Annotated in this window: 18 protein-coding genes and 1 pseudogene; 5 read left to right on the forward strand and 14 right to left on the reverse strand. The window is 52.5% G+C overall.

All coding sequences use genetic code 11. From position 1 onward, the window contains the following. Positions 1-125: 125 nt before the first annotated feature. From ACTHSX_RS07865 to accB, 6 genes and pseudogenes are all read right to left on the reverse strand, one after another. Complete coding sequence (locus tag ACTHSX_RS07865) at positions 126-890, reverse strand: ABC transporter ATP-binding protein (protein WP_070633226.1); 765 nt, start codon at positions 888-890, stop codon at positions 126-128. 215 nt (positions 891-1,105) lie between these two features. After that, entirely contained in the window at positions 1,106-3,328 is a 2,223-nt protein-coding gene (locus tag ACTHSX_RS07870; RefSeq protein ID WP_440377313.1) for a TonB-dependent receptor, read from the reverse strand. A gap of 144 nt (positions 3,329-3,472) precedes the next feature. After that, positions 3,473-4,264 (reverse strand): annotated as a pseudogene (locus tag ACTHSX_RS07875) (aminotransferase class I/II-fold pyridoxal phosphate-dependent enzyme); the annotation flags it as partial. A gap of 67 nt (positions 4,265-4,331) precedes the next feature. Further along, positions 4,332-5,693 (reverse strand): acetyl-CoA carboxylase biotin carboxylase subunit, encoded by a 1,362-nt coding sequence (gene accC / locus ACTHSX_RS07880; protein WP_440360675.1) that lies wholly within the window; start codon positions 5,691-5,693, stop codon positions 4,332-4,334. Between the two features lie 29 nt (positions 5,694-5,722). After that, entirely contained in the window at positions 5,723-5,914 is a 192-nt protein-coding gene (locus ACTHSX_RS07885) for a YqaE/Pmp3 family membrane protein (RefSeq protein WP_003680299.1), read from the reverse strand. 71 nt (positions 5,915-5,985) lie between these two features. Beyond that, positions 5,986-6,444 (reverse strand): acetyl-CoA carboxylase biotin carboxyl carrier protein, encoded by a 459-nt coding sequence (gene accB, locus ACTHSX_RS07890; RefSeq protein WP_440377314.1) that lies wholly within the window; start codon positions 6,442-6,444, stop codon positions 5,986-5,988. Positions 6,445-6,797: 353 nt separating this feature from the next. Between accB and queA the strand changes: the two genes are divergently transcribed. Next, positions 6,798-7,826 (forward strand): tRNA preQ1(34) S-adenosylmethionine ribosyltransferase-isomerase QueA, encoded by a 1,029-nt coding sequence (gene queA / locus ACTHSX_RS07895; RefSeq protein ID WP_440377315.1) that lies wholly within the window; start codon positions 6,798-6,800, stop codon positions 7,824-7,826. A gap of 204 nt (positions 7,827-8,030) precedes the next feature. Here queA and gyrB read toward each other — a convergent pair whose 3' ends face one another. The 4 genes from gyrB to ACTHSX_RS07915 form a co-directional block, all read right to left on the reverse strand. Further along, entirely contained in the window at positions 8,031-10,421 is a 2,391-nt protein-coding gene (gene gyrB, locus ACTHSX_RS07900; RefSeq protein WP_440377316.1) for a DNA topoisomerase (ATP-hydrolyzing) subunit B, read from the reverse strand. A gap of 194 nt (positions 10,422-10,615) precedes the next feature. Next, positions 10,616-11,503 (reverse strand): 50S ribosomal protein L11 methyltransferase, encoded by an 888-nt coding sequence (gene prmA / locus ACTHSX_RS07905; RefSeq protein WP_314588284.1) that lies wholly within the window; start codon positions 11,501-11,503, stop codon positions 10,616-10,618. Between the two features lie 90 nt (positions 11,504-11,593). Next, positions 11,594-12,403: a 4-hydroxy-tetrahydrodipicolinate reductase gene (gene dapB / locus ACTHSX_RS07910; RefSeq protein ID WP_070504004.1), complete on the reverse strand. Its 810-nt coding sequence runs from the start codon at positions 12,401-12,403 to the stop codon at positions 11,594-11,596. 9 nt (positions 12,404-12,412) lie between these two features. Then, positions 12,413-12,808: an outer membrane protein assembly factor BamE gene (locus ACTHSX_RS07915; protein WP_049350824.1), complete on the reverse strand. Its 396-nt coding sequence runs from the start codon at positions 12,806-12,808 to the stop codon at positions 12,413-12,415. 151 nt (positions 12,809-12,959) lie between these two features. Here ACTHSX_RS07915 and fur point away from each other — a divergent pair, with 151 nt between their 5' ends. The 3 genes from fur to dapD all read left to right on the forward strand — a co-directional run bounded on the left by fur (position 12,960) and on the right by dapD (position 15,365). Further along, complete coding sequence (gene fur, locus ACTHSX_RS07920; protein WP_003682812.1) at positions 12,960-13,457, forward strand: ferric iron uptake transcriptional regulator; 498 nt, start codon at positions 12,960-12,962, stop codon at positions 13,455-13,457. Between the two features lie 77 nt (positions 13,458-13,534). Then, on the forward strand, positions 13,535-14,281 hold the full coding sequence (aat, locus tag ACTHSX_RS07925; protein WP_440377317.1) for a leucyl/phenylalanyl-tRNA--protein transferase: 747 nt from the start codon (positions 13,535-13,537) through the stop codon (positions 14,279-14,281). Positions 14,282-14,543: 262 nt separating this feature from the next. Beyond that, a complete protein-coding gene (gene dapD / locus ACTHSX_RS07930; RefSeq protein ID WP_003684212.1) occupies positions 14,544-15,365 on the forward strand; it encodes a 2,3,4,5-tetrahydropyridine-2,6-dicarboxylate N-succinyltransferase in 822 nt (273 codons plus the stop codon). Positions 15,366-15,561: 196 nt separating this feature from the next. On the opposite strand, the gene ACTHSX_RS07935 is transcribed toward dapD, so the two are convergent. The 4 genes from ACTHSX_RS07935 to ACTHSX_RS07950 all read right to left on the reverse strand — a co-directional run bounded on the left by ACTHSX_RS07935 (position 15,562) and on the right by ACTHSX_RS07950 (position 20,945). Then, positions 15,562-16,356, reverse strand: a complete 795-nt coding sequence (locus ACTHSX_RS07935; protein WP_440377318.1) for a glycosyltransferase family 8 protein — start codon at positions 16,354-16,356, stop codon at positions 15,562-15,564. A 38-nt stretch (positions 16,357-16,394) separates the two neighbouring features. After that, positions 16,395-18,197, reverse strand: a complete 1,803-nt coding sequence (gene rmuC, locus ACTHSX_RS07940; protein ID WP_440377319.1) for a DNA recombination protein RmuC — start codon at positions 18,195-18,197, stop codon at positions 16,395-16,397. A gap of 1,027 nt (positions 18,198-19,224) precedes the next feature. Then, entirely contained in the window at positions 19,225-20,589 is a 1,365-nt protein-coding gene (mnmE, locus tag ACTHSX_RS07945) for a tRNA uridine-5-carboxymethylaminomethyl(34) synthesis GTPase MnmE (RefSeq protein ID WP_440377320.1), read from the reverse strand. 125 nt (positions 20,590-20,714) lie between these two features. Beyond that, positions 20,715-20,945, reverse strand: a complete 231-nt coding sequence (locus ACTHSX_RS07950; protein ID WP_049344313.1) for a helix-turn-helix domain-containing protein — start codon at positions 20,943-20,945, stop codon at positions 20,715-20,717. A 102-nt stretch (positions 20,946-21,047) separates the two neighbouring features. On the opposite strand from ACTHSX_RS07950, the gene ACTHSX_RS07955 reads away from it, so the two are divergent. Then, positions 21,048-21,503 carry a PH domain-containing protein gene (locus tag ACTHSX_RS07955; protein ID WP_049344311.1) on the forward strand — a complete coding sequence of 152 codons (456 nt, stop codon included), beginning with the start codon at positions 21,048-21,050 and terminating at the stop codon, positions 21,501-21,503. The last annotated feature ends 167 nt before the right edge of the window (positions 21,504-21,670 follow it).

A 21,670-nucleotide genomic window follows, 5' to 3' on the forward strand; every position in this document is an offset into this window, starting at 1 on the left:
GAATAAAGGGTCGTCTGAAACATATCGGATACAGGTATTCCACAATGGTCTGCGATGTCATCCGGTTTGGATTCGGGTGGCGGATTTTATGGTCGGAACTTATGCGGCGGGACGGTTTGCCTGCGTCAAGGCAATGCCACGGGGCGGCCGTTTTCAGGATGGGCGATGATGTTCATATCGACGCTGTAAATGTCTTTCAACACTTCTGCGGTCATAATGTCGGCGGGTTTGCCCGTTTTTAATAGCCGTCCCTGTTTGAGCGCGACCAGTTCATCGCAATACTGCGCCGCCAGATTAATGTCGTGGATGACGATGATGACGCCCAAACCCAAATTGCGAGACAGCTTGCGAACCAGTGCCATCACGTCGATTTGGTGGGCGATGTCCAAAGCGGCAAGCGGTTCGTCCAGCAGCAAAAAGCGGCTTTGCTGCGCCAGGCACATCGCCAGCCAGACGCGCGAACGTTCGCCGCCCGACAGCGTATCGACGATTTGATCGGCAAATTTTTCCGTATGCGTCAGCCGCAACGCCTGTTCCACCGCCTGTCTGTCCGCATCGTTCGTGCGCCCTAAAAGCCCGCTCCAGGCATAACGCCCCATCATAACCAGCTCGCGCGCGGTCAGCGCGGTAGCGGCGGGCAGTTGCTGCGGAAGATAGGCGACTTCTTTGGCGTATGCGCGGGCGGAATAGGCGCGTATTTCTTTGTCGTTCAGCAATATCCTGCCGCCTGCGGGTTCATGCTGGCGGGTGAGCAGTTTCAACAGCGTGGACTTGCCCGAGCCGTTATGACCGATGAGGCCGTACACACGGTTAGGGGAAAAGTTGACGCTGATGTCGTGCAGCAGCGAGCGGCCGGGTATGGCGAAGGTGGCGTTTTGGATTTGGAACACGTTTCAGACGACCTTTTAGTGGGTTTGACGTTATTCAGAGAAAGCGGCGGCGCAGCAAAATCCATTGCCCGTTGTCGGTGCCGATGCCGCAAAGGCGGAGTTTTACGGCGGTTGTCCGAAAGTGTAGGGCAAAGTCGGACGCCCCAGGCTCCAAGGTCGTCTGAAAACGTTTCAGACGACCTTTGGACCGTTGGAGGCCGTTTGCCGCCCGTCCCTTAAAAATCGACCGAAGCCGACAAGGAGAAGCTGCGCGGCGCGCCGGCGTTTAGGTAGCCGCTGCCGGGATAGCCGCCGACGGATGCCCAGTATTTCTTGTTGGCAACATTATCGAGGCGGGCGCGGAAGGTGGCTTCGTGCCTGCCGATTTGGGTGTGGTAGCGCGCGCCGATGTCGAAGCGCGTCCAGCCGCCGACTTTAAGCGTATTGGCCGCATCGGCGTAGGAAGAACCGGTGTAAACCATGCGTCCGTCAAATGCCAAACCTTGCACTTTCGGCACTTCCCATTCCAAGCCAATGTTGGCTTGGGTTTTAGCCGCGCCGATGGTGCGTTTGCCGTCAGTTAAAGATGAGCCGGTAGATTTCTGCTTGGCATCGAGCAGGGTAATGCCGCCCAAGAGCCTCACACCTTGTGCGACTTCCCCATAAACGGTGATTTCCGCGCCCCGGTGGCGGTCTTTGCCTTCGGAGGTGAAGCGGGCGGTGTTGCCGCTTTCGGCAACGTAAAGCGAACGCGGTTTGTCGGTGTGGAACAGGGCCAATCCTGCGCCGAAGCCGTTGGCTTCAAATTTCGTGCCGATTTCTTTTTGTTTGGAAACATAGGGTTTGAGCGATTCGCCGGCATTGCTGACGGCGTAGGCCCGGCCGTTGATGGAGGCAGTCGAGCCTGCGGTCGCGCCTTGTCCCAGGCTTTCGATGTAGTTGCCGTACACCGACCAATTCGGCGTGATGCGGTACACCGCGCCGACGGCGGGACTGAGGCGCGATTTTTTGTAATTTTCGGTTTGCGCGCCCGTATTATAGGCGTAAGCCTTGTTATGCACCTGCTGCCAGCGCGCACCGAGCATGAATTGCAGGCGTTTGTCCCAAAGGCTGAAGGTGTCACCCAAGGCGAAGCTGGTCAGACGTGTTTTGCCGGTAACGGCAGGATTGCCCATGTCATTGCCCGAATACAGCGGATTGGCGGCTGCGGGTTGCGGATAGCGGGACGGGTTGTAGAGGTTGGTCGTATATTGGTTGCCCCAATCCATGATGTAAGCGTTTTTGCGCGAGGATTGGAAACGGTTGGCGGCGGCGGTCCATTCGTGCCCTACCGCGCCCGTATTGAATTTGCCGCGCAAACCGATTTCGCCCGTGTCGATTTTATCCTTACGCGCGTTGTCGAAGCGGTAAATCGATCCGTCGCCGTTGACATTGCGGACAGTCAGGTTTGCCAGAGAATTGTTTTCCTTGCTGCGACGGAAGCCATAGGCGGCGTAGGCAGTCAGGTTGTCGTTGAAATCGTATTCGCCGCGCATTGTGCCGAACCAGTCGCGCTCGTTGGAATACGTCCACGGCTGCGCCCAGTTGGACGAAGCATCAGGCGCGGCCGGCACGGCGGTCAGGCCTGACAGGGTAACATTGGTACGCGTGGCTTTGAGCTTGTTGTCCTGCCAGCCCAAATCGGCGGACAGGCGGGCATTTTCATTGCGCCAGTCTAGGCCGACATTGACCAGGCTGAGTTTGGACTTTTCGTCGTCTATTGCGGTTTTGCCGTTATGGTGCGCCGCATTGACGCGCACGCCGAATTCCTGATTTTGTCCGAAACGGCGCGCCACGTCCGCCGCCAAACCACCGCGTTTTCCCGCGCCGTAATTGGCAGTCAGCCGGTTCAATCCTTCATTGGACGCGCGTTTGGGCAATACGGATACCGTGCCGCCGATATTGTTGCCACCCGGCGCCATGCCGTTTAAGAAGGCGGATGCGCCGCGCTGGACTTCCACGCGTTCGAAAAGCTCAGTGGCGATGTATTGGCGCGGCAGGATGCCGTAAAGGCCGTTGTACATGGTATCGTCCGATTCGGCGGCAAAGCCGCGTATGAAATAGGCTTCCTGAAAATTGCCGTAACCGCGCGCAACGCGGACGGTCGGGTCGTTTTGCAGTACGTCGCCGACGCTGCGCGCATGTTTGTCTTGAATCAGCCTATTGGTGTAAGCAGTATTGGAGAACGGCGATTCTAGGTTTTTTTTATTGCCCAAAATACCCACGCGGCTGCCGCGCGCCACCTGTCCGCCCTTAAATGCAGGAATCAAACCTCCCTTGGATGCGTCCGCACTGGCGGTTACGGTGATGGCTTCAAGTTCGGCGGTTTCTCGGACTTGGGGTTCGTCTGAGGCAAATGCCGCCGAAACGGCAAGGAGGGAGAGGCTGAGGATGCTGAGTCTGGAAGCGGGCTTAATCATTTGTATTTTCTTTCAAAAGTCGGTCGTAACGGTTAATTATAAAAGAAAATTAATTTCATTTTAAAAAAAATAAAGAAATGATAAAAGGTCGTCTGAAACTGTTTTCAGACGACCTTTTGACTGAATGGCTGTCAACTTTACCGTTTACGCCGCATCATACAAACCGCGCACCACGCGACCAATCGCGGCAATGCCTTTTTCCAGCGTTTCCGCATCCTGCGCAATGCTCATACGGATGCACTCGTGCGCGTGCGGATAATCTTGCGTATCGATGCCGACAAAGAAATGCTCGCCCGGAATAATCAGCGTGCCTTCGGCCTTGAGTATTTCGTACAGAGTTTGCGACGAAACAGGCAGATTTTCAAACCAAAGCCACAAGAAAATCGCACCCTCAGGCTTGTGGATTTTCAACGGATACGCGCCCAATTCGCGCTTGAGCAGGGAAACCGCCGTTTGCGCCTGCTGACGGTAAAACGGCTGAATCACTTCATCGGCCAGTTGTTTCAGACGGCCGTCGTTTAACAGCGGAGCCGCAATCGCCGCGCCGAAACGGGTTGGCGACAGATTCACAATCGCATTCAAACTGCTGACGGCTTTGACCACTTCCGGCGCAGCGACAATAATGCCGGTACGCACGCCGGGCAGGCCGATTTTAGACAGGCTGAAGCAGAGGATAATGTTTTCGTGCCAGTTGAGCGTCACATCGCTGTAAATAATATTCGGGAACGGCATTCCGTAGGCGTTGTCGATAATCAGCGGAATGCCGTGTTCTTGCGCCAAAGCGTCCAGCTGCGCCATTTCGCCGTCGGTCAGCACGTTGCCGGTCGGGTTGGTCGGGCGCGAATAGCAAATCGCACCGATTTTGCCCTCTTTCAATTCGGGCAGACTCTCCAGCGCGTCAAAGTCCATGCGGTATTTGAAGAAGCCTGCTTCGCCTTAAAAAAGGCCGTCTGAAACTTTATTTTGTGTTTCAGACGGCCTTATTTTTAGTCAAAACAAAGGATTATTTATCCAGTTTGGCTTTGCGTTCTTCCAACCAATGTTCCAAGTAGTGGATGCTGACGCCGCCTTTTTGGAAGCCTGGGTCGCTGAACAAGTCGCGATGCAGCGGCGTATTGGTTTTGATGCCGGTAATCGCGAGCTCGGCAAGGGCAACACGCATTTTTGCCATGGCTTGGTCGCGGTCTTTACCGACGACACAGATTTTGCCGATCAGGCTGTCGTAGTAAGGAGGGATGCGGTAGCCTTGGTAGATGTGGCTGTCGACGCGGACGCCGAAGCCGCCGGGCAAGTGGCAGCTTTCAATCAGGCCGGGGCTTGGAATGAAGTTGTACGGGTCTTCGGCGTTGATACGGCACTCAAACGCGTGGCCTTCGACTTGAATGTCTTCCTGTTTGTATTGCAAAGGCAGACCGGATGCGATGCGTAATTGCTCTTGGACGATGTCCACGCCGGTGATGAGCTCGGTAACCGGATGCTCAACCTGAACGCGTGTGTTCATTTCGATAAAGAAGAATTCGCCGTCTTCGTACAGGAATTCAAACGTACCTGCGCCGCGATAGCCGATGCGTTTGCAAGCGTCGGCACAGGCTTTACCGATTTTGGCGCGTTCTTCTTCAGTGATGAACGGAGCCGGTGCTTCCTCGATAACTTTTTGGTGGCGGCGCTGCATGGAGCAGTCGCGCTCGGCGAGGTAGATGGCGTTGCCGTGTTCGTCGGCAATCACTTGGATTTCGACGTGGCGCGGACGCTGCAGATAGCGTTCCATGTAAACCATCGGGTTCCCGAATGCCGCGCCTGCTTCGGCTTTGGTCATTTCGACAGACTGGAGAAGGTCTTCTTTTTTCTCGACAACGCGCATACCGCGACCGCCGCCGCCGCCGGAGGCTTTGATAATGACGGGATAACCGACTTTGTCGGCGATTTTGAGGATTTCTTCGCCATCGTCTGGCAATGCGCCTTCAGAGCCGGGAACGCAAGGCACGCCGGCTTCGATCATGGCATGTTTGGCGGATACTTTGTCGCCCATCAGACGGATGGTATCGGCTTTAGGGCCGATGAAGACAAAGCCGGATTGTTCGACTTGTTCGGCAAAATTGGCGTTTTCGGCGAGGAAACCGTAGCCCGGGTGGATGCCGTCGGCTTCGGTTACTTCGGCGGCTGCAATGAGGGCCGGAATGTTGAGGTAGCTTTGTGCGGATGCGGCAGGGCCGATGCACACGGATTCGTCGGCGAGTTTGACGTGCAGGCTGTCTTTGTCGGCTTCGGAATGGACGGCGACGGTGGCGATACCCATTTCACGGCAGGCTCGCAGGACGCGCAGGGCGATTTCGCCCCGGTTGGCGATCAATACTTTTTTCAGCATGATAATCTTTCCGGATGGTTCAGACGGCCTCAGCGGCCGCCTAATGCGTTGCGGATTTTTTGGTCGGTTTTGTATTGGCTCAAGGCGTAAACCGACCACATGGCTGCCGGTATCCAGCCAACCAGCGTACATTGCAGAATCAGACAGATGATGCCTGCAAACGGACGGCCGATGGTGAAAAACTGAAGCCATGGCAAGAAAATAGCCAAAATCAGACGCATGGTTTGTCCTTAATGAACAGAAAAAGGAATTTCAGACGGCCTTGAAGATAAAGGCCGTCTGAAAAAACGGATTATTCAATGATGAAGAGCGGCTCGCCGTATTCGACCGGAGTACCGTTTTCAACCAGAATTTCTTTAACGACACCGGATTTCTCGGCTTCGATTTCGTTCATCAGCTTCATGGCTTCGATGATGCACAAAGTATCGCCGGCTTTTACCTGTTGGCCGACTTCGACAAAAGCGGCGGCGTTCGGGCCGGGGGCGCGGTAGAACGTACCGACCATAGGCGATTTTTGCGCGTTGGACAAATCGCGAGAGGCAGGGGCTGCGGCTGGAGCGGCTGCGGCTGGAGCAGCAGCAGGGGCGGCAACCGGAGCGGCTGCGGCAGGTGCCGGAGCAGCATAAATAGGAGCTGCGGCGGCAGTGGTACGCGTAATGCGGACTTTTTCTTCGCCTTCGGTAACTTCAATTTCTGCAATGCCTGATTCTTCGACCAAATCAATCAGTTTTTTTAATTTACGCAAATCCATTGCTTTTCCTTTTTAGCGCGGCATAAAGTGCATATTGGGATGCGCCGCTGTGGTTTTAGATGATTTCCTGAGACGTCGGAAGGTAGGTTTGCCATCCGGCGTTTAAATAATGTCGGAACAGGGCGGAGCCTGAGAAATGAATCTGGTTATTTTCCCGAACTTGTCGGTAAATGTCCAGTAAAAGATAGAAAAAAGGCGTTTTTCGGCGAAAAAAGAAAGGAACGCTGATTTTCGTTAAAAAGTGATTTTTCAAGAGCGTTTATTCTAATTTATTGGTTTTTCGACAAAACATGCCGTCTGAAAACCAACTTTGCGCGTATAATGGCGCCTGTTTTTTTAAAGTATGCGCGACAATGGATATTTCCGATTTTGATTTTGAATTGCCCGAAAAACTGATTGCCCAGCATCCTCCGGAAGTACGCGGCAGCAGCAGGCTTCTGGTTGCTTTGCCGACATTGCCGATTGAAGACAAACATTTCGGCGATTTACCCGATTATGTCGCACCGGGCGATGTGCTGGTGTTTAACAATACCAAAGTGATGAAGGCGCGCCTGTTCGGCCAAAAAGCCAGCGGCGGCAAAATCGAAGCCCTGATTGAACGGGTATTGGACGCGCATACCGCATTGGCGCATATCCGCTCGTCCAAATCGCCGAAACCGGGTACGGAATTGATTTTTGAAGGCGATATCCGTGCCGTCATGATGGAGCGTGCGGAAGAATTGTTTTGCCTGAAATTTGAAGGCGATCAAACCGTTTATGAACTTTTGGAGCAAAACGGCCATCTGCCCTTGCCACCTTATATCGAACGCGCGGCCGATGATGAAGACGACAGCCGCTATCAGACCGTGTACGCCAAATATCAAGGCGCAGTGGCCGCGCCGACGGCGGGTTTGCACTTTACCGATGAGTTATTGGGCCGTCTGAAAGCCAAAGGCGTAGAAACCGCAGAAGTGACCCTGCACGTTGGTGCCGGCACATTCCAACCCGTGCGCGTCGATAAAATTGAAGAACACAAAATGCACAGCGAGTGGTTTGACGTACCGGCCGAGACCGTTGCCGCCGTTGAAGCCGCCAAAGCACGCGGCAATAAAGTGTGGGCAGTGGGCACAACCTCCATGCGCGCTTTGGAATCCGCCGCACGCGAGACAGGCCGTCTGAAAGCCGGTCGCGGCGATACCGATATTTTCATTACGCCGGGCTACCGCTTCAATGTTGCCGACCGATTGATTACCAATTTCCACCTGCCCAAATCAACCTTGCTGATGCTCGTCAGCGCGTTTTCGGGCATGGAGCATATCCGCAGCGTTTACCGTCATGCGGTGGAACAGGAATACCGCTTTTTCAGCTATGGCGATGCGATGATTTTGGGAAAAGCGGAATAAAGTGGAAGCAGATTGGAGCGTTAAAACCGGTTATTTTGGTTGTCCCGAATCTGTATCAGTGGGGACGCTCTAAAATACCCGAATTAAAATAAATGATTAAAGTAAACACGCGAAGTGGTTGGAATTTGAGTTATAAGAAATAAAACAAAAAACAAAAAGGCCGTCTGAAAATCGTTTTTCAGACGGCCTTTTATATCCCCATGCTTAGGCGTCGATGTTTTGTGCCAGCAGGGCGTTGTTTTCGATGAAGGCGCGGCGCGGTTCGACTTCGTCTCCCATCAGGGTAACGAACACTTCGTCGGCGGCGATGGCGTCTTCGATGCGGACTTTCAGGAGACGGCGGACGGTAGGATCCATCGTGGTTTCCCAAAGTTGTTCCGGATTCATCTCGCCCAAGCCTTTGTATCGCTGGATGGACATGCCTTTTTGGGCAACGCTCATCAAGATGTCCAAAGCGCCTTCAAAGCTGTCGATGTCGTATTCGTTGTCGCCTTTGTAGAGCTTCGCCCCTTTGCCGACCATGCCTTTGAGTGCGGCGGCGGTTTGGGTAAGGGTTTGGTAGGCTTTGCTGTTGAGGAACTTAGGCTCGAGGTAGCTCACCATCACATTGCCGTGCAGCTTGCGAGTGATTTTGATGAACTGGTGTCCTTCGTGGCCTTCGATACGTTCGAGTGCGACTTCTTTTTCGTCCAAGAGGCCGCTCAATTCGGCAACGGCGCGGTCTGCGCTTTCTGCCGTGCTAAGATCGACCGGCGAAGCGTGCAGCATGGCATGCAGGACGAGTTCGTCAATAATGCGGCTTTCTTGCTCGATGACGGTTTTGGCCAACAGGAATTGTTTGGCGGTATCGGCAAGCTCTTCGCCTTCGATGGTGCGGCCGTCTGAAACGATTTTGGCTTTTTCCAAGGCCAAACCGAGCAGCCATTGGTCTTTTTCCAATTCGTCTTTGAGATAGCGCTCTTGTTTGCCGTATTTGGCTTTGTACAAAGGCGGCTGGGCGATGTAGATGTAGCCGCGTTCAACCAGCTCGGGCATTTGGCGGTAGAAGAAGGTCAGGAGCAGGGTGCGGATGTGCGCGCCGTCCACGTCGGCATCGGTCATGATGATGATGCGGTGGTAGCGCAGTTTTTCGGCATTGAATTCTTCTTTGCCGATGCCTGCGCCCAAAGCGGTAATCAGCGTGGCGACTTCTTGGCTGGCCAGCATTTTTTCAAAACGTGCTTTTTCGACGTTCAAAATTTTACCTTTGAGCGGCAAAATCGCTTGGAATTTGCGGTCACGGCCCTGCATGGCAGAGCCGCCTGCAGAGTCGCCCTCGACGAGGTAGAGTTCGGACAGGGCAGGGTCTTTTTCTTGGCAGTCGGCGAGTTTGCCCGGCAGGCCCAAACCGTCCATCACGCCTTTGCGGCGGGTAATTTCGCGTGCTTTGCGGGCGGCTTCGCGCGCGCGGGCGGCATCGACGATTTTGCTGGTGATGATTTTGGCTTCGGTCGGGTTTTCTTCAAGGAAGTCGGTCAGTGCTTGGTTGATGACTTCGTTGACGACGGGGCCGATTTCGCTGGAAACCAGTTTGTCTTTGGTTTGCGATGAGAATTTCGGGTCGGGCAGTTTGACGGACAAAACGCAGGTCAGGCCTTCACGCATATCGTCGCCGGCGGTTTCCACTTTGGCTTTTTTAGCCACTTCGTTGGCTTCGATATAGTTGTTGATGGTGCGGGTCATCACTTGGCGTAGTGCGGTCAAGTGCGTACCGCCGTCGCGTTGCGGAATGTTGTTGGTGAAACATTGCACGCTTTCTTGGTAGCTGTCGTTCCATTGCATAGCGCATTCGACGCTCATGCCGTCTTTTTCGCCGAATGCGTAGAAGATTTTTTCGTGCAACGGCGTTTTTTTGCGGTTCATGTATTGCACGAAGCCGGCCACGCCGCCGGAGAGGGCGAAGCTTTCGTGTCTGCCGTCGCGTTCGTCGATCAGTTCAATGTCTACGCCGTTATTGAGGAAGGAAAGTTCGCGGATACGTTTGGCAAGGGTGTCGAAGCTGTATTCGACGTTGCCGAAGGTTTCGCTGCTGGCGAGGAAGCGTACGGTCGTGCCTTTTTTGTCGGAATCGCCGACAACCTTCAACGGCTCTTCGGCTTCGCCGCGTACGAAGCGGACGAAGTGTTCTTTGCCGTCGCGGTAGATGGTCAGCGTTACCCAGTCGGACAGCGCGTTGACGACGGACACGCCCACGCCGTGCAAGCCGCCGGAGATTTTGTAGCTGTTGTTGTCGAATTTGCCGCCTGCGTGCAAGACGGTCATGATGACTTCGGCGGCGGAGCGGCCTTCTTTCGGGTGGATGCCGGTCGGCATGCCGCGGCCGTTGTCGGCCACGCTGACGGAATTGTCGGCATGGATGGTTACGGTGATTTTGTTGCAATGTCCGGCGAGTGCTTCGTCAATGGCGTTGTCGAGCACCTCGAACACCATGTGGTGCAGGCCGCTGCCGTCCTGCGTGTCGCCGATATACATACCGGGGCGTTTGCGTACCGCTTCCAAGCCTTCCAGCACTTGTATGCTGTCGGCGCCGTATTCTTCGTGTTTTTGGTCAGTCATGGTCTTTTCTTGCTGAATTTCAAGGAATTTTTCCGTGCGCGCAATGAAATGTCAAACGGGCGCGGCGGATGTGTTCCGAAAGGTCAAAATAATAGGCAATTATACCTGATTTTGCTGGAATATTCAGCGTTTTAAGTGCAAAAAGGCCGTCTGAAAGATGAAATTTCAGACGGCCTTTGTATCGGAAAACAGGTTTAGCGTTTGACGCCGCTCAATCGCGCCCAGCCTTCTTCGATTTCGGCAGGCTCGATGTCGAACCATTGGCTGTAAATACCGCTGAGTTCTTCAACTTGTTCGTCCAAAAGGCCGGACAAGACAATGCGGCCGCCTTGTTTGGTGCGTGCGGCAAGCATTTCGCCGAGCATACGCAACGGGTTGGCCAGAATGTTGGCGACAACGACATCAAATTGGCCTTGCGGCAGGCCGTCCGGCAGGTAGAACTGCGCGTCGACGTTGTTTTGCGCGGCATTGTCTTTACTGGCGCGGATGGCTTGTTCGTCAATATCTACGCCGATGGCGGAGCCTGCGCCGAGTTTGAGGGCGGCAATGGCCAAAATGCCTGAGCCGCAGCCGTAGTCCAATACGCTTTCACCGCCTTTAAGCTGCGTGTCGAGCCATTTGAGGCAGAGTCGTGTGGTCGGATGGCTGCCGGTGCCGAAGGCAAGTCCCGGGTCGAGTTGCAGGTTGACGGCGTTGCCGTTGGGCGCTTCGTGCCAAGACGGGGTAATCCACAGGCGGTTGGAAATTTGAATCGGGTCGAATTGCGCTTGGGTCAGGCGTACCCAGTCTTGATCTTCAAGGATTTCGCCGGTGTATTTCAAATCGTTCAAACCGCATTCCTGCGCGGCGGCTTCGATAATGGAAGCGGCGTCGTCGCTTTCGCCGAAAAGGGCGATGACTTTGCTTTGTTGCCAGATTTGCTCGGTCGGCATGCCCGGCTCGCCGAAAATGGCCTGCTCGTTTTCTGTACCGGCGTAGGCATCTTCAATGGCGGCGGACAATGCGCCGTGTTCCATCAGCGCGTCGGCAAGGCGTTCGGCGACGGCATCGTTGACGTTGATGGTGATTTGTTGATAGGACATGGTGGGGCTTTCTTTTTTAATAAGGCCGTCTGAAAATCGACGTTGTGCTTTCAGACGGCCTTGTAAGGTATGAAACCTGATGATGCGGGTTTATCGGTTTTTCAAACCCAATACGTCTTGCATATCGTACAGGCCTTTTTTGCCGTTTGCCCAAACTGCGGCGCGTACGGCACCGGCGGCAAAGGTCATGCGGCTGCTGGCCTTGTGGGTGATTTCCACGCGCTCGCCGTCTGTGGCGAAGAGGGCGGTGTGGTCGCCGACGATGTCGCCTGCGCGGACGGTGGCAAAACCGATGGTGGACGGATCACGCGGGCCGGTGTGGCCTTCGCGGCCGTAAACGGCGCATTCTTTGAGGTCGCGGCCGAGTGCGTCGGCAATGACTTCACCCATGCGCAACGCAGTGCCGCTTGGGGCATCGACTTTGTGGCGGTGGTGGCCTTCGATGATTTCGATGTCGTAGCCTTCGTTTAACACGCGGGCGACGGTGTCGAGGATATGGAAGGTCAGGTTGACGCCGACGCTGAAGTTGGCTGCGAAGACGACGCCTGTTTTTTCGCCTGCGGCTTGGATGGCGGCTTTGCCTGCGTCGTCAAAACCAGTCGTGCCGATGATGATGTTGACTCCTTTTTCCACGCATTTTTGCAGGTGTTTCAGGGTTGGCTCGGGACGGGTAAAGTCGATGAGGACATCGCTTTGAGCCAGTACGGCATCCACGTCGTCTGAAATGGCAACGCCGGTTTTGAGGCCGGAGGCGAAGCCTGCATCCAAACCCAATACTTCCGAACCGGAATGCTCGAGTGCGCCGGAGAGGACGGCATCGGGATGGTTGTTGACCGCTTCAACCAAAACGCGACCCATGCGGCCGTTGACGCCGGCAATGGCGATTTTTAATGCGCTCATGGGGCTTCCTTATTTCGGCTTGGTTTCGGTGGTCGGAACGACGTTTTGTCCGGCTTGAACGGCTTCGATGGATTTTTGAATGGCATCGCCTTCGGCGCGTGCGAGGACGTCGTTTTCAAAGTACAGGGTCAGGTTGCTTTGTTCTTTGATGATGCCGTTGCGGCTGGTGTTGAAAGTGTAATCCCAGCGGTCGGCATGGAAGGCGTCGCGCAGGAGCGGCGTACCGAGCAGCAGTTGGACTTGGTCGCGGGTCATACCTTGGCGCAGGGAAACCACGGCGCGGGGATTGAGCTCGTTACCTTGAATGATTTTGAGTTTGTAGGATGGAAAGTTGGATACGCGCTCGGCACTGCATGAGGCCAGACCTAAAATAGCGGCGATGGCAAGGCATAAGGCTTTATTCACGGGCTTACCTTTCTGTGTCATTTCGGGAAAGATGTTTATCATCGCTTGAATATTTTTAAAAAGCAAACGATAATCATCTTCTTAATTTTTCTTTTCGCCGATTTTCAATTGCAAGACCGGCGGCAGATTGCCACCCTTTAACGGCCCAATAGTGGGCAAACGGGCGGAAAGTGCGTATTATAACGGTTATTACCTTACAGGGATATTGAATATTATGGAAAAATTCAGCAACATTGCGCAATTGAAAGACAGCGGTTTGAAAGTTACGGGTCCACGTTTGAAAATTTTGGACTTGTTCGAGACTCATGCCGAGGAGCATTTGAGTGCGGAAGATGTGTACCGTATCCTGTTGGAAGAGGGCGTGGAAATCGGCGTGGCGACGATTTACCGTGTGCTGACCCAGTTTGAACAGGCCGGCATTTTGCAACGCCACCATTTTGAAACCGGCAAAGCGGTTTACGAATTGGACAAAGGCGATCACCACGACCACATCGTCTGCGTGAAATGCGGCGAAGTAACCGAATTCCACAATCCGGAAATCGAAGCGCTGCAAGACAAAATCGCCGAAGAAAACGGCTACCGCATCGTCGATCACGCGCTGTATATGTACGGCGTATGCGGCGAATGCCAAACCAAAACCAAACGTTAATCAGTTTGTATGTTGATTTTTCAGACGGCCTTGGGCATTTTCAGCTTGAGGCCGTCTGAAACTTTATGGGCTTTGCGATGAAGATTCCTTTACTTGCGCCACGGGATTATCGTTTCCCCGACCCGTCTTACGCTTTGGCAGAGTGTGACGGCTTGGTCGGCGTCAGCGGCGATTTGGATACGGGGCGGCTGTTGTCGGCGTATGGGCAGGGGATTTTTCCGTGGTTTAGCCGCGACGGTTGGTTTTTCTGGTATGCGGTTGCGCCGCGAGCCGTGATTGTGCCGGAAAGCCTGCATATCGGCCGATCGCTTGCCAAAACTTTGCGTCACAAGCCTTATCGGGTAACGGTTAACCGCTGTTTTGAAAAAGTGATTGCCCATTGTGCCAATGTGCCGCGTCCGGAACAGGACGGAACGTGGATAGAACCTGCGTTTCAGACGGCCTATTTGAAGCTGCACCATCAGGGGCATGCGCATTCGTTTGAATGTTGGCTGCCGGATGAACAAGGCGAAATGCAGTTGGCGGGCGGGTTTTACGGCGTGCAAATCGGCTGCGTGTTTTATGGTGAGTCGATGTTTGCCTTGTGTCCCGATGCGTCCAAGATTGCGTTTGCCTGCGCCGTCCCGTTTTTGGCGGATTTGGGTGTTGCGCTGATAGACTGTCAGCAGGATACCGAACATATGCGCCGTTTCGGTTCGCAATTAATGGATTTTGCCGACTTTCAGACGGCCTTGAAGGATTTGAATGCGAAACCGTTAAAGCGGAATATTGAATGCGGCGTGGTGGCTGAAAATCTTCTGCAAAAGATTGGCGGCGAAGGTTGATTTATCGGTACGGCGTGTCGGCAGAATGGGCAGTCTGCATATCTTAGCTGGAAAATTAGTTAGAAAATAAATGCGATTCCATTCACTCGAACAGGCCGTCTGAAAATCTTGGCTTAGCCAAAATCCGGCCGTGTAACGCTTGGCGCTAATCATGTTAATAGCTGACGAAATCGCTTTTACATGGCAAAATAACGAGTTAAATATTTGTAATAGGGCGGCCTGAATAGGTTTCAGACGACCCTGATCTCTTGAAGGAATCAACATGTCTTTGCAAAACATCATTGAAACGGCTTTTGAAAACCGTGCCGAAATCAATCCGAATACCGTTACCCCGGAAGTGCGTGAAGCGGTTTTGGAAACCATCCGTCAACTCGACTCCGGCAAACTGCGCGTTGCCGAGCGTTTGGGCGTGGGCGAATGGAAAGTCAACGAATGGGCGAAAAAAGCCGTATTGCTGTCTTTCCGCATTCAGGACAATGAAATCCTCAACGACGGTGTGAACAAATACTTCGACAAAGTGCCGACTAAATTTGCCGATTGGTCTGAAGACGAATTCCGCAGCGCAGGTTTCCGCGCAGTTCCGGGTGCGGTTGCCCGCCGCGGCAGCTTTGTGGCGAAAAATGTCGTGTTGATGCCTTCTTATGTCAATATCGGCGCATACGTTGACGAAGGTGCGATGGTCGATACTTGGGCGACTGTCGGCTCTTGCGCGCAAATCGGTAAAAACGTGCACTTGAGCGGCGGCGTCGGCATCGGCGGCGTACTCGAGCCTCTGCAAGCTAGCCCGACCATCATTGAAGACAACTGCTTCATCGGTGCGCGTTCTGAAATCGTTGAGGGCGTGATTGTCGAAGAAGGCAGCGTGATTTCTATGGGTGTGTTCATCGGTCAATCCACTAAAATCTTTGACCGTACTACCGGCGAAATCTATCAAGGCCGCGTACCGGCCGGCTCTGTTGTCGTATCTGGTAGCATGCCTTCCAAAGACGGCAGCCACAGCCTCTACTGCGCGGTTATCGTCAAACGCGTGGACGCGCAAACCCGTGCGAAAACCAGCGTGAACGAATTGTTGCGCGGTATCTAATCAGATAACGATGACGCCGACCGGGGATGAGCGGCAAAGCCTGCTCTACGGTCGGGTGTGAACACAAAACAGGCAGAATGTTCTGCCTGTTTTTTTATGGCTTAAAGTCCGTCTGAAACGATTTCAGACGGACTTTTATTTTTAGATGATGGGTTGTTTAAAGATAATTGAAGGGAACGGAAATCCCTGTCTGAAATTACGCTTTCGGCCAGTCGGCGCAATAGTATTGCCAATAGACTTCGATAAAAGGAATCTCGCCGTAATCGCACAACCACGGTTTGGCGCGTGTGGTGTAGTGGATAACGGGCGGAACGGTGTCGGGTTTGGGGAATACTTCGCTGAGGTTTCGTTTTTGGAAGTATTCGACTGCGCCGGTTTGGAAGTTCCAAGATTCTTCTAATTGCAGCCAGTTTTTTTGAAATACGGTGTTTAGAAAGCATTGGTCGCCATAGGGTACGGCTTCGTTGAGGCAGGCAGCGGTTTTCAGCAGTTGCGCCGCGATATTGTGTTCCCGCCATTGCGCCAAGTCGGCCAACAGCATGCCTGAATTGAAATAGGGCGTGGTGTGCAGGCCGGTCGGGTGATTCCATTCGGTACGGGCAAAAAAGGAGTCTTGTGCCGCCGCAACGGGATAGCCACGCATATCGAGGTTGAACAAATCATGCAGGGATTGGGTAACCACCATATCACTGTCGAGATACAGGGCGCGGTCGACAGGCAGGTGCTGCATCATCAGGCGGAAAAATGCGGCATCCGAAATATGGGACAAGCGGCGATATTGGCTGAAGTCGATTTCGATTTTGACGTCATTCAGGCGGTTGCCGCTGGCTGCGAGCTTTTGGTTGGTATAGTCGATCCATTCTCGCCTGAAGGTATTGTGCATGAGGTAGAAATCGACATTTGTGTTGTGGGTACAGATGGATTTCATCAGGGTATGAACCTGCTCGGCATAGCCGGTATCGGCGGCAAGGACGATAGTGATGTTGCTCATTGGTTAAATTCCCTTTATTTGCAATGTATTAAATTTTGTCAGTCATTTTCTTGGTCTTGTGCGGTCGGTAAGGCGGCGTAGTCTTCGTTTTCCGACATGGCTTTTTCTAATAAATCGCGTTGCAGCTGTTTACCGGCCTTGATGCCCAATTTGCGCAGTTTTTCGGTGCTGCTGATGAGGTTGCCCCTGCCGGAAACCAAGCGGCCATAGGCCGTCTGAAACTGGGATTGAGCCTGAACAAGCGCTTTATTGATGCCGTCCATGCTTTCGACAAAACCGACAAATTTGTCATAGAGTTTGCTGCCTGCCTCGGCAATCGCCAGCGCGTTTTGGTTTTGCTGCTCGTTGCGCCAGATATTGGCAACGGTGCGCAGGGTGGCGAGCAGGGTGCTGGGGCCGGTCAGCATGATGCGTTTGTCGAAACACTCTTGGAAGAGGTTTGGATCGTGTTGCAGGGCGAGGAGGTAGGCCGGCTCGACAGGGACGAACATAAAGACGAAGTCCAACGTTTTGACGCCCTCAAGGTCGGTGTAATCCTTTGCAGCCAAGCTTTTGATGTGGGCGCGGATGCTGGCGACGTGGTTGGCAAGCTCGCGTTCTGCTTCTGCGCCGGTGCTTTGCGTATAGCGGACGTAGGCGGTCAGCGATACTTTGGAGTCGATGACGATTTGTTTGTTGTCGGGCAGATTGATGAGGACGTCGGGCTGGAGGCGGCGTTGGGTGCCGTCTGCTTCGTGGCGGACGCTGGAAGCTTGAACGATATATTCGCGGCCTTTTTGCAGGCCGGAATTTTCCAATACGCTTTCCAAAATCATCTCGCCCCAGTTGCCTTGGGTTTTGTTTTGCGTGCCGGTCAGCGCGGTGGTCAGCGCTTTGGCATCGTGGTGGAGCTGGGTGTTGAGGGTTTGCAGGCGTTTGAGCTCGTTTTCGATGGTCAGGCGTTCTTTGGCTTCTTTTTCATAAGTCTGCTGAACCAGCTCGCTGAAGCCGTGTATGCGTTCGTTGAGCGGATTGAGCAGTTGCTGGAGATGGTCGTGGTTTTGTTCGGTAAAGCGGCGGCTTTTCTCTTCCAGAATAGTATTGGCGAGGTTTTGGAACTGGTCGCTCAGGTTTTTACGTGCATCTGCCAGCAGGGCCAGCTTTTCTTCGGCAGCCTGACGGTCTTTTTCCGATTGGGTATTGAGGCGCTCGTTTTGGACTTGAAGCGCGTGATTTTGCTCCAAAAGGGCGGCGTATTCTTGTTTCAGACGGCCTTTTTCGGCTTCCTGTTGCTGTAGAAGGCTGTTTTTGTCGTCGATATTGACCTTTTCTTGCGTCAGTTGTGTGGAGAGGCGTTCGTTTTGGACTTGCAGCGCATGGTTTTGCTCCAAAAGCGTGTCGTAGTCTTGTTTCAGACGGCCTTTTTCCGTTTCTTGTTGTTGCAAAAGCGTATTTTTATCCGCACTCAATGCCTGTTCTTGAACCAGTTGCGTGTTTAATCGCTCATTGTTGATTTGCAGGTTTTGCGCGCTTTGCTGCCATTTTGCACATTCGTGTTTTAAAGCTTCGGCTTCGGCCTCGCAATCTTGCAGATAGGCAATCTGTTTTTCGGCTGCGGCAAAGCGGTTGCCCGTCTCCTGCAACTCGTCTTGCAATTCCTGCACGGTATGGCGGCTTTGCGCCAAATCCGCCGCAGTTTGAGCCTGCACCTGTTCGGCAAACTCATGCAGGCGGCGGCTTTCGGCCAATTCTTGCAAAACAATAAAGTGTCGGCTTTGGGCTTGGTAGCGTGTTATCAGCCAAGCAAACAGCGCGCCGATAAAAAATGCGGCCGCGCCGGTCAGGATTAGGGTGTTGTTCATGCTGGAAATAGTCAATACGCAGAATGTTTCACTATATCATATATTTGCAGCGCATTTTATGGTCGGATAGGTGCTAGAAACGTGTGTTTTCTTTAAAAGAAGCTATTAAAGGTATTGATTTTGACTAATTGAAGATTTTGCTTGTGAAAAAGATAAATTAATAACATTTTGAATTTAAAAGGATATTTAATTTAGAGTGCGATTTTACAACAAAAAAGGAGGAATTTTATGGACGCAGCAAGATACGTTTGTAGTGTGTATGTAATTAAGACATCGGTGTCATTGAAAAAGACATCGGTGTCATTTTCAAAAAAAAATATAAATTAACTAAAATCTTTATTATGTATGTTTTTAGTATTTTATCTTTACGGAAAAGTTGTATTAATTAACGATTAACACGGTATGATTCGTCCTGTCGGCAGCGCGGATGCCGGCGAAAAAATGTGTATGTTGTTAAATAACATTTTGTATCTATGAAAAAGGACTACTTAAAATGGGACATTTAATAACGCTTGCCGCCACTTCTTTAATCGGCATGTCGGGGATATCGGCCTCCGCCCTCGGTGTTGCCTACAATATAGAAACGGTAGTACACAAATAATTCAATTATAAACGAATTGATTACAATACTTCAGAAAACGCAACTTAGGCCGTTTTTCGGCCGACAGACAAGAAAGTGAGACAAACAATGAAAACTTTAATCAAACTGGCAGCCGCCTCTTTAATCGGTATGTCCGGCCTGACCGTTGGTGCAACCAATATCGCCCACAATATGGCTGATGCCGACAAATAAAAAATACACAACACACCCTTAAATACACAGAAAAGAGTTAAAATGAAAACATTAATCAAATTGGCTGCGGCTTCTTTGATCGGCATGTCCGGTTTGACAGTTGGTGCAACCAATATTGCAAAAAATATGGCAGAAGCTGCCAATAAATAAACGCAAGTGAAATTAAGCTTGTTTTGGTGATAAAAAAGGCCGTCTGAACATTCAGACGGCCTTTGTATTTGATGGCAAACCGTTTTATTTACCGATACAGAAGCGCGAGAAAATCACGCCCAGCAAATCGTCGGCGGTAAATTCGCCGGTGATTTCGCTGCACGCGTTTTGGGCGAGGCGCAGGTGTTCGGCGAAAAGCTCGATTTGGTTGTTGTCGCAGAGGGCGGCGTTTTCCAGCTCTGTTTCGGCTTCGTGCAGGGCGTTGAGGTGGCGGCTGCGGGCGAGGAACAGGCTTTCACTTTCGCCTTGCCAGCCGACTTCCTGCAACAGCGCGTGTTTGAGCAAGTCGAGACCGGCGCCGGTTTTGGCGGACAGGCTGATAACGCTTTCCGCTCCGGTTTGCGTGAGGCCGTCTGAACGGACGGCGACAGGTTCGCCGGTCAGGTCGGCTTTGTTGTGGATTTCGATTTTTTTCAAACCTTCGGGCAGGCTGTTCAAAATCGCTTGGGTTTTGGCGTTCACACCTTCGCGCGGGTCAATCAGAATCAGGGCGACATCGGCTTCGGAGACGGCTTTGCGGCTGCGCTCGATGCCGATTTGTTCGACCACGTCGTCGGTTTCGCGCAGGCCGGCGGTGTCGATGATGTGGACAGGTACGCCGTCGAGGGTGATTTGTTCGCGCACAGTGTCGCGGGTGGTGCCGGCGATGTCGGTTACGATGGCGATGTCGTCGCCAGCCAAGGCGTTGAGCAGGCTGGATTTGCCGACGTTGGGCGCGCCGACGAGGACGACGTTCATGCCTTCGCGCAAAATCGCGCCTTGTTCCGCGCTGGCGAGCACGGTTTTCAGACGGCCTTGCAGGGCTTGGAGCTTGCCGTGCGCGTCGGCGGCTTCGAGAAAGTCGATGTCTTCTTCGGGGAAGTCTAACGTGGCTTCAACCAGCATCCGCAGGGTGATGAGGTCGTCCACCAGCTCGTGTATGTGTTGGGAAAACGCGCCTTTGAGCGAACGCAACGCCATGCGGGCGGCGGACTTGCTGGAGGCGTCGATGAGGTCGGCGACGCTTTCGGCTTGGGCAAGGTCGAGTTTGTTGTTGAGGAAGGCGCGTTTGGTAAATTCGCCCGGCTCAGCCATGCGCGCACCCAGTTCGAGGCAGCGCGAGAGCAGCATGTCCATCACGACAGGGCCGCCGTGTCCCTGCAATTCAATCACGTCTTCGCCGGTAAAGCTGGCGGGGGCGGCGAAGTAGAGCAGGATGCCGTTGTCTATCGGCTGCCCGTCACCGCCGAGAAAGTCGGTGTAAAGCGCGGTGCGCGGTTTGGGCGTTTTACCGCCGCTGAGGGTTCGCGCCAAAGGCAGCAGGTTTTTGCCGGAAAGACGGATCACGCCGACGCCGCCGCGTCCGGGGGCGGTGGCGATGGCGGCGATGGTGGGTTGGGTTGCGGACATGAGAACTCGCGTATAGATAAATTTAATGGGCGTATTATAGCAAAAGGCCGTCTGAAACTTTGGGTTTTGGGGTTTCAGACGACCTTTTTAGCAGATTGGAAATGTGGGCGTACTACTTGAATGGTTCAAGTATTTTTAATTTCCAAATCATCCGGCAGTAAGTCGTGTACGGAACAGTTTAAAGCAGAAGACAGTTGATATAGTTTATCAACCGTTATGTTGACCTCCCCCCTTTCTATTCTACCCATATAGCTTCTGTCTATATCGGCAAGTAAGGCTAAGCTTTCTTGGTTGATATTGGACTGTTTGCGGATTTCTCGAATTTTTATACCTATCAATACACTGATTTTACTCATGAGATTTGTCTTCACAAATCTCAAAATATCCAATTTTGACGCTTATTTATCCACGGATTATAATCCGTATTTTTGGAAAATATCTAATGTGGAGAACGTTAAATGGCAAGTTATATTGAAAGCTCTTTAGGGCGAGGTGAACGTATTGTTTATAAAGCGCAAGTATCGTGGTTTTCCCAATTCTGGAGGATTTTTTTCGGTATCCTGCTGTTGATGTGGGTAATCGGTATCGTATTTATAGTGTTCGCGGTATTGAATGTAATGACAACCGAGCTTGCTTTAACTAACAAAAGGGTTATCGCTAAGTTTGGCTTTATCCGCCGGCAAACAATTGAGATAAATATCAACCGTATCGAAAGTATTTCGGTAAATCAAGGTTTTTGGGGCAGGATTTTCAATTATGGCTCCGTAGTGGTCAGAGGGACGGGCGGCAGTCATGCTCCGATTCCTTATATCGCTCGACCAATGGAGTTCCGTCAACAATTCAATGATTTTATAGATAACGAAATTGGTGGTGGCTCGAAAAATCAAATTGAATTAAAACCGCCTGCCGTTTGAGGTGGGTGGAAACGGTGGTTTTTGTTTTATATAGCCCAATTACTTTATTTTCGATACGCAATACCTATTGCCGTCATTTCCGCGCAGGTGGGACTGACGAGGTTGGAAGCCTTGAAATATCGAAAGTTAGTTATGTTTGCTATAGCAAAATTGTAATTAAATATTTA

The sequence above is a fragment of the Neisseria sp. P0014.S002 genome (assembly GCF_051958295.1).
Taxonomy (GTDB): domain Bacteria; phylum Pseudomonadota; class Gammaproteobacteria; order Burkholderiales; family Neisseriaceae; genus Neisseria; species Neisseria flavescens_B.

Coding starts and splice junctions, on each gene's coding strand:
- aat (WP_440377317.1), top strand. CDS start 13,535: ATGAAGATTCCTTTACTTGCGCCACGGGATTATCGTTTCCCCGACCCG.
- dapB (WP_070504004.1), bottom strand. CDS start 12,403: ATGAGCGCATTAAAAATCGCCATTGCCGGCGTCAACGGCCGCATGGGT.
- gyrB (WP_440377316.1), bottom strand. CDS start 10,421: ATGACTGACCAAAAACACGAAGAATACGGCGCCGACAGCATACAAGTG.
- rmuC (WP_440377319.1), bottom strand. CDS start 18,197: ATGAACAACACCCTAATCCTGACCGGCGCGGCCGCATTTTTTATCGGC.
- ACTHSX_RS07885 (WP_003680299.1), bottom strand. CDS start 5,914: ATGCGTCTGATTTTGGCTATTTTCTTGCCATGGCTTCAGTTTTTCACC.
- ACTHSX_RS07870 (WP_440377313.1), bottom strand. CDS start 3,328: ATGATTAAGCCCGCTTCCAGACTCAGCATCCTCAGCCTCTCCCTCCTT.
- ACTHSX_RS07935 (WP_440377318.1), bottom strand. CDS start 16,356: ATGAGCAACATCACTATCGTCCTTGCCGCCGATACCGGCTATGCCGAG.
- prmA (WP_314588284.1), bottom strand. CDS start 11,503: ATGTCCTATCAACAAATCACCATCAACGTCAACGATGCCGTCGCCGAA.
- ACTHSX_RS07950 (WP_049344313.1), bottom strand. CDS start 20,945: ATGAGTAAAATCAGTGTATTGATAGGTATAAAAATTCGAGAAATCCGC.
- dapD (WP_003684212.1), top strand. CDS start 14,544: ATGTCTTTGCAAAACATCATTGAAACGGCTTTTGAAAACCGTGCCGAA.
- queA (WP_440377315.1), top strand. CDS start 6,798: ATGGATATTTCCGATTTTGATTTTGAATTGCCCGAAAAACTGATTGCC.
- accB (WP_440377314.1), bottom strand. CDS start 6,444: ATGGATTTGCGTAAATTAAAAAAACTGATTGATTTGGTCGAAGAATCA.
- accC (WP_440360675.1), bottom strand. CDS start 5,693: ATGCTGAAAAAAGTATTGATCGCCAACCGGGGCGAAATCGCCCTGCGC.
- mnmE (WP_440377320.1), bottom strand. CDS start 20,589: ATGTCCGCAACCCAACCCACCATCGCCGCCATCGCCACCGCCCCCGGA.
- ACTHSX_RS07955 (WP_049344311.1), top strand. CDS start 21,048: ATGGCAAGTTATATTGAAAGCTCTTTAGGGCGAGGTGAACGTATTGTT.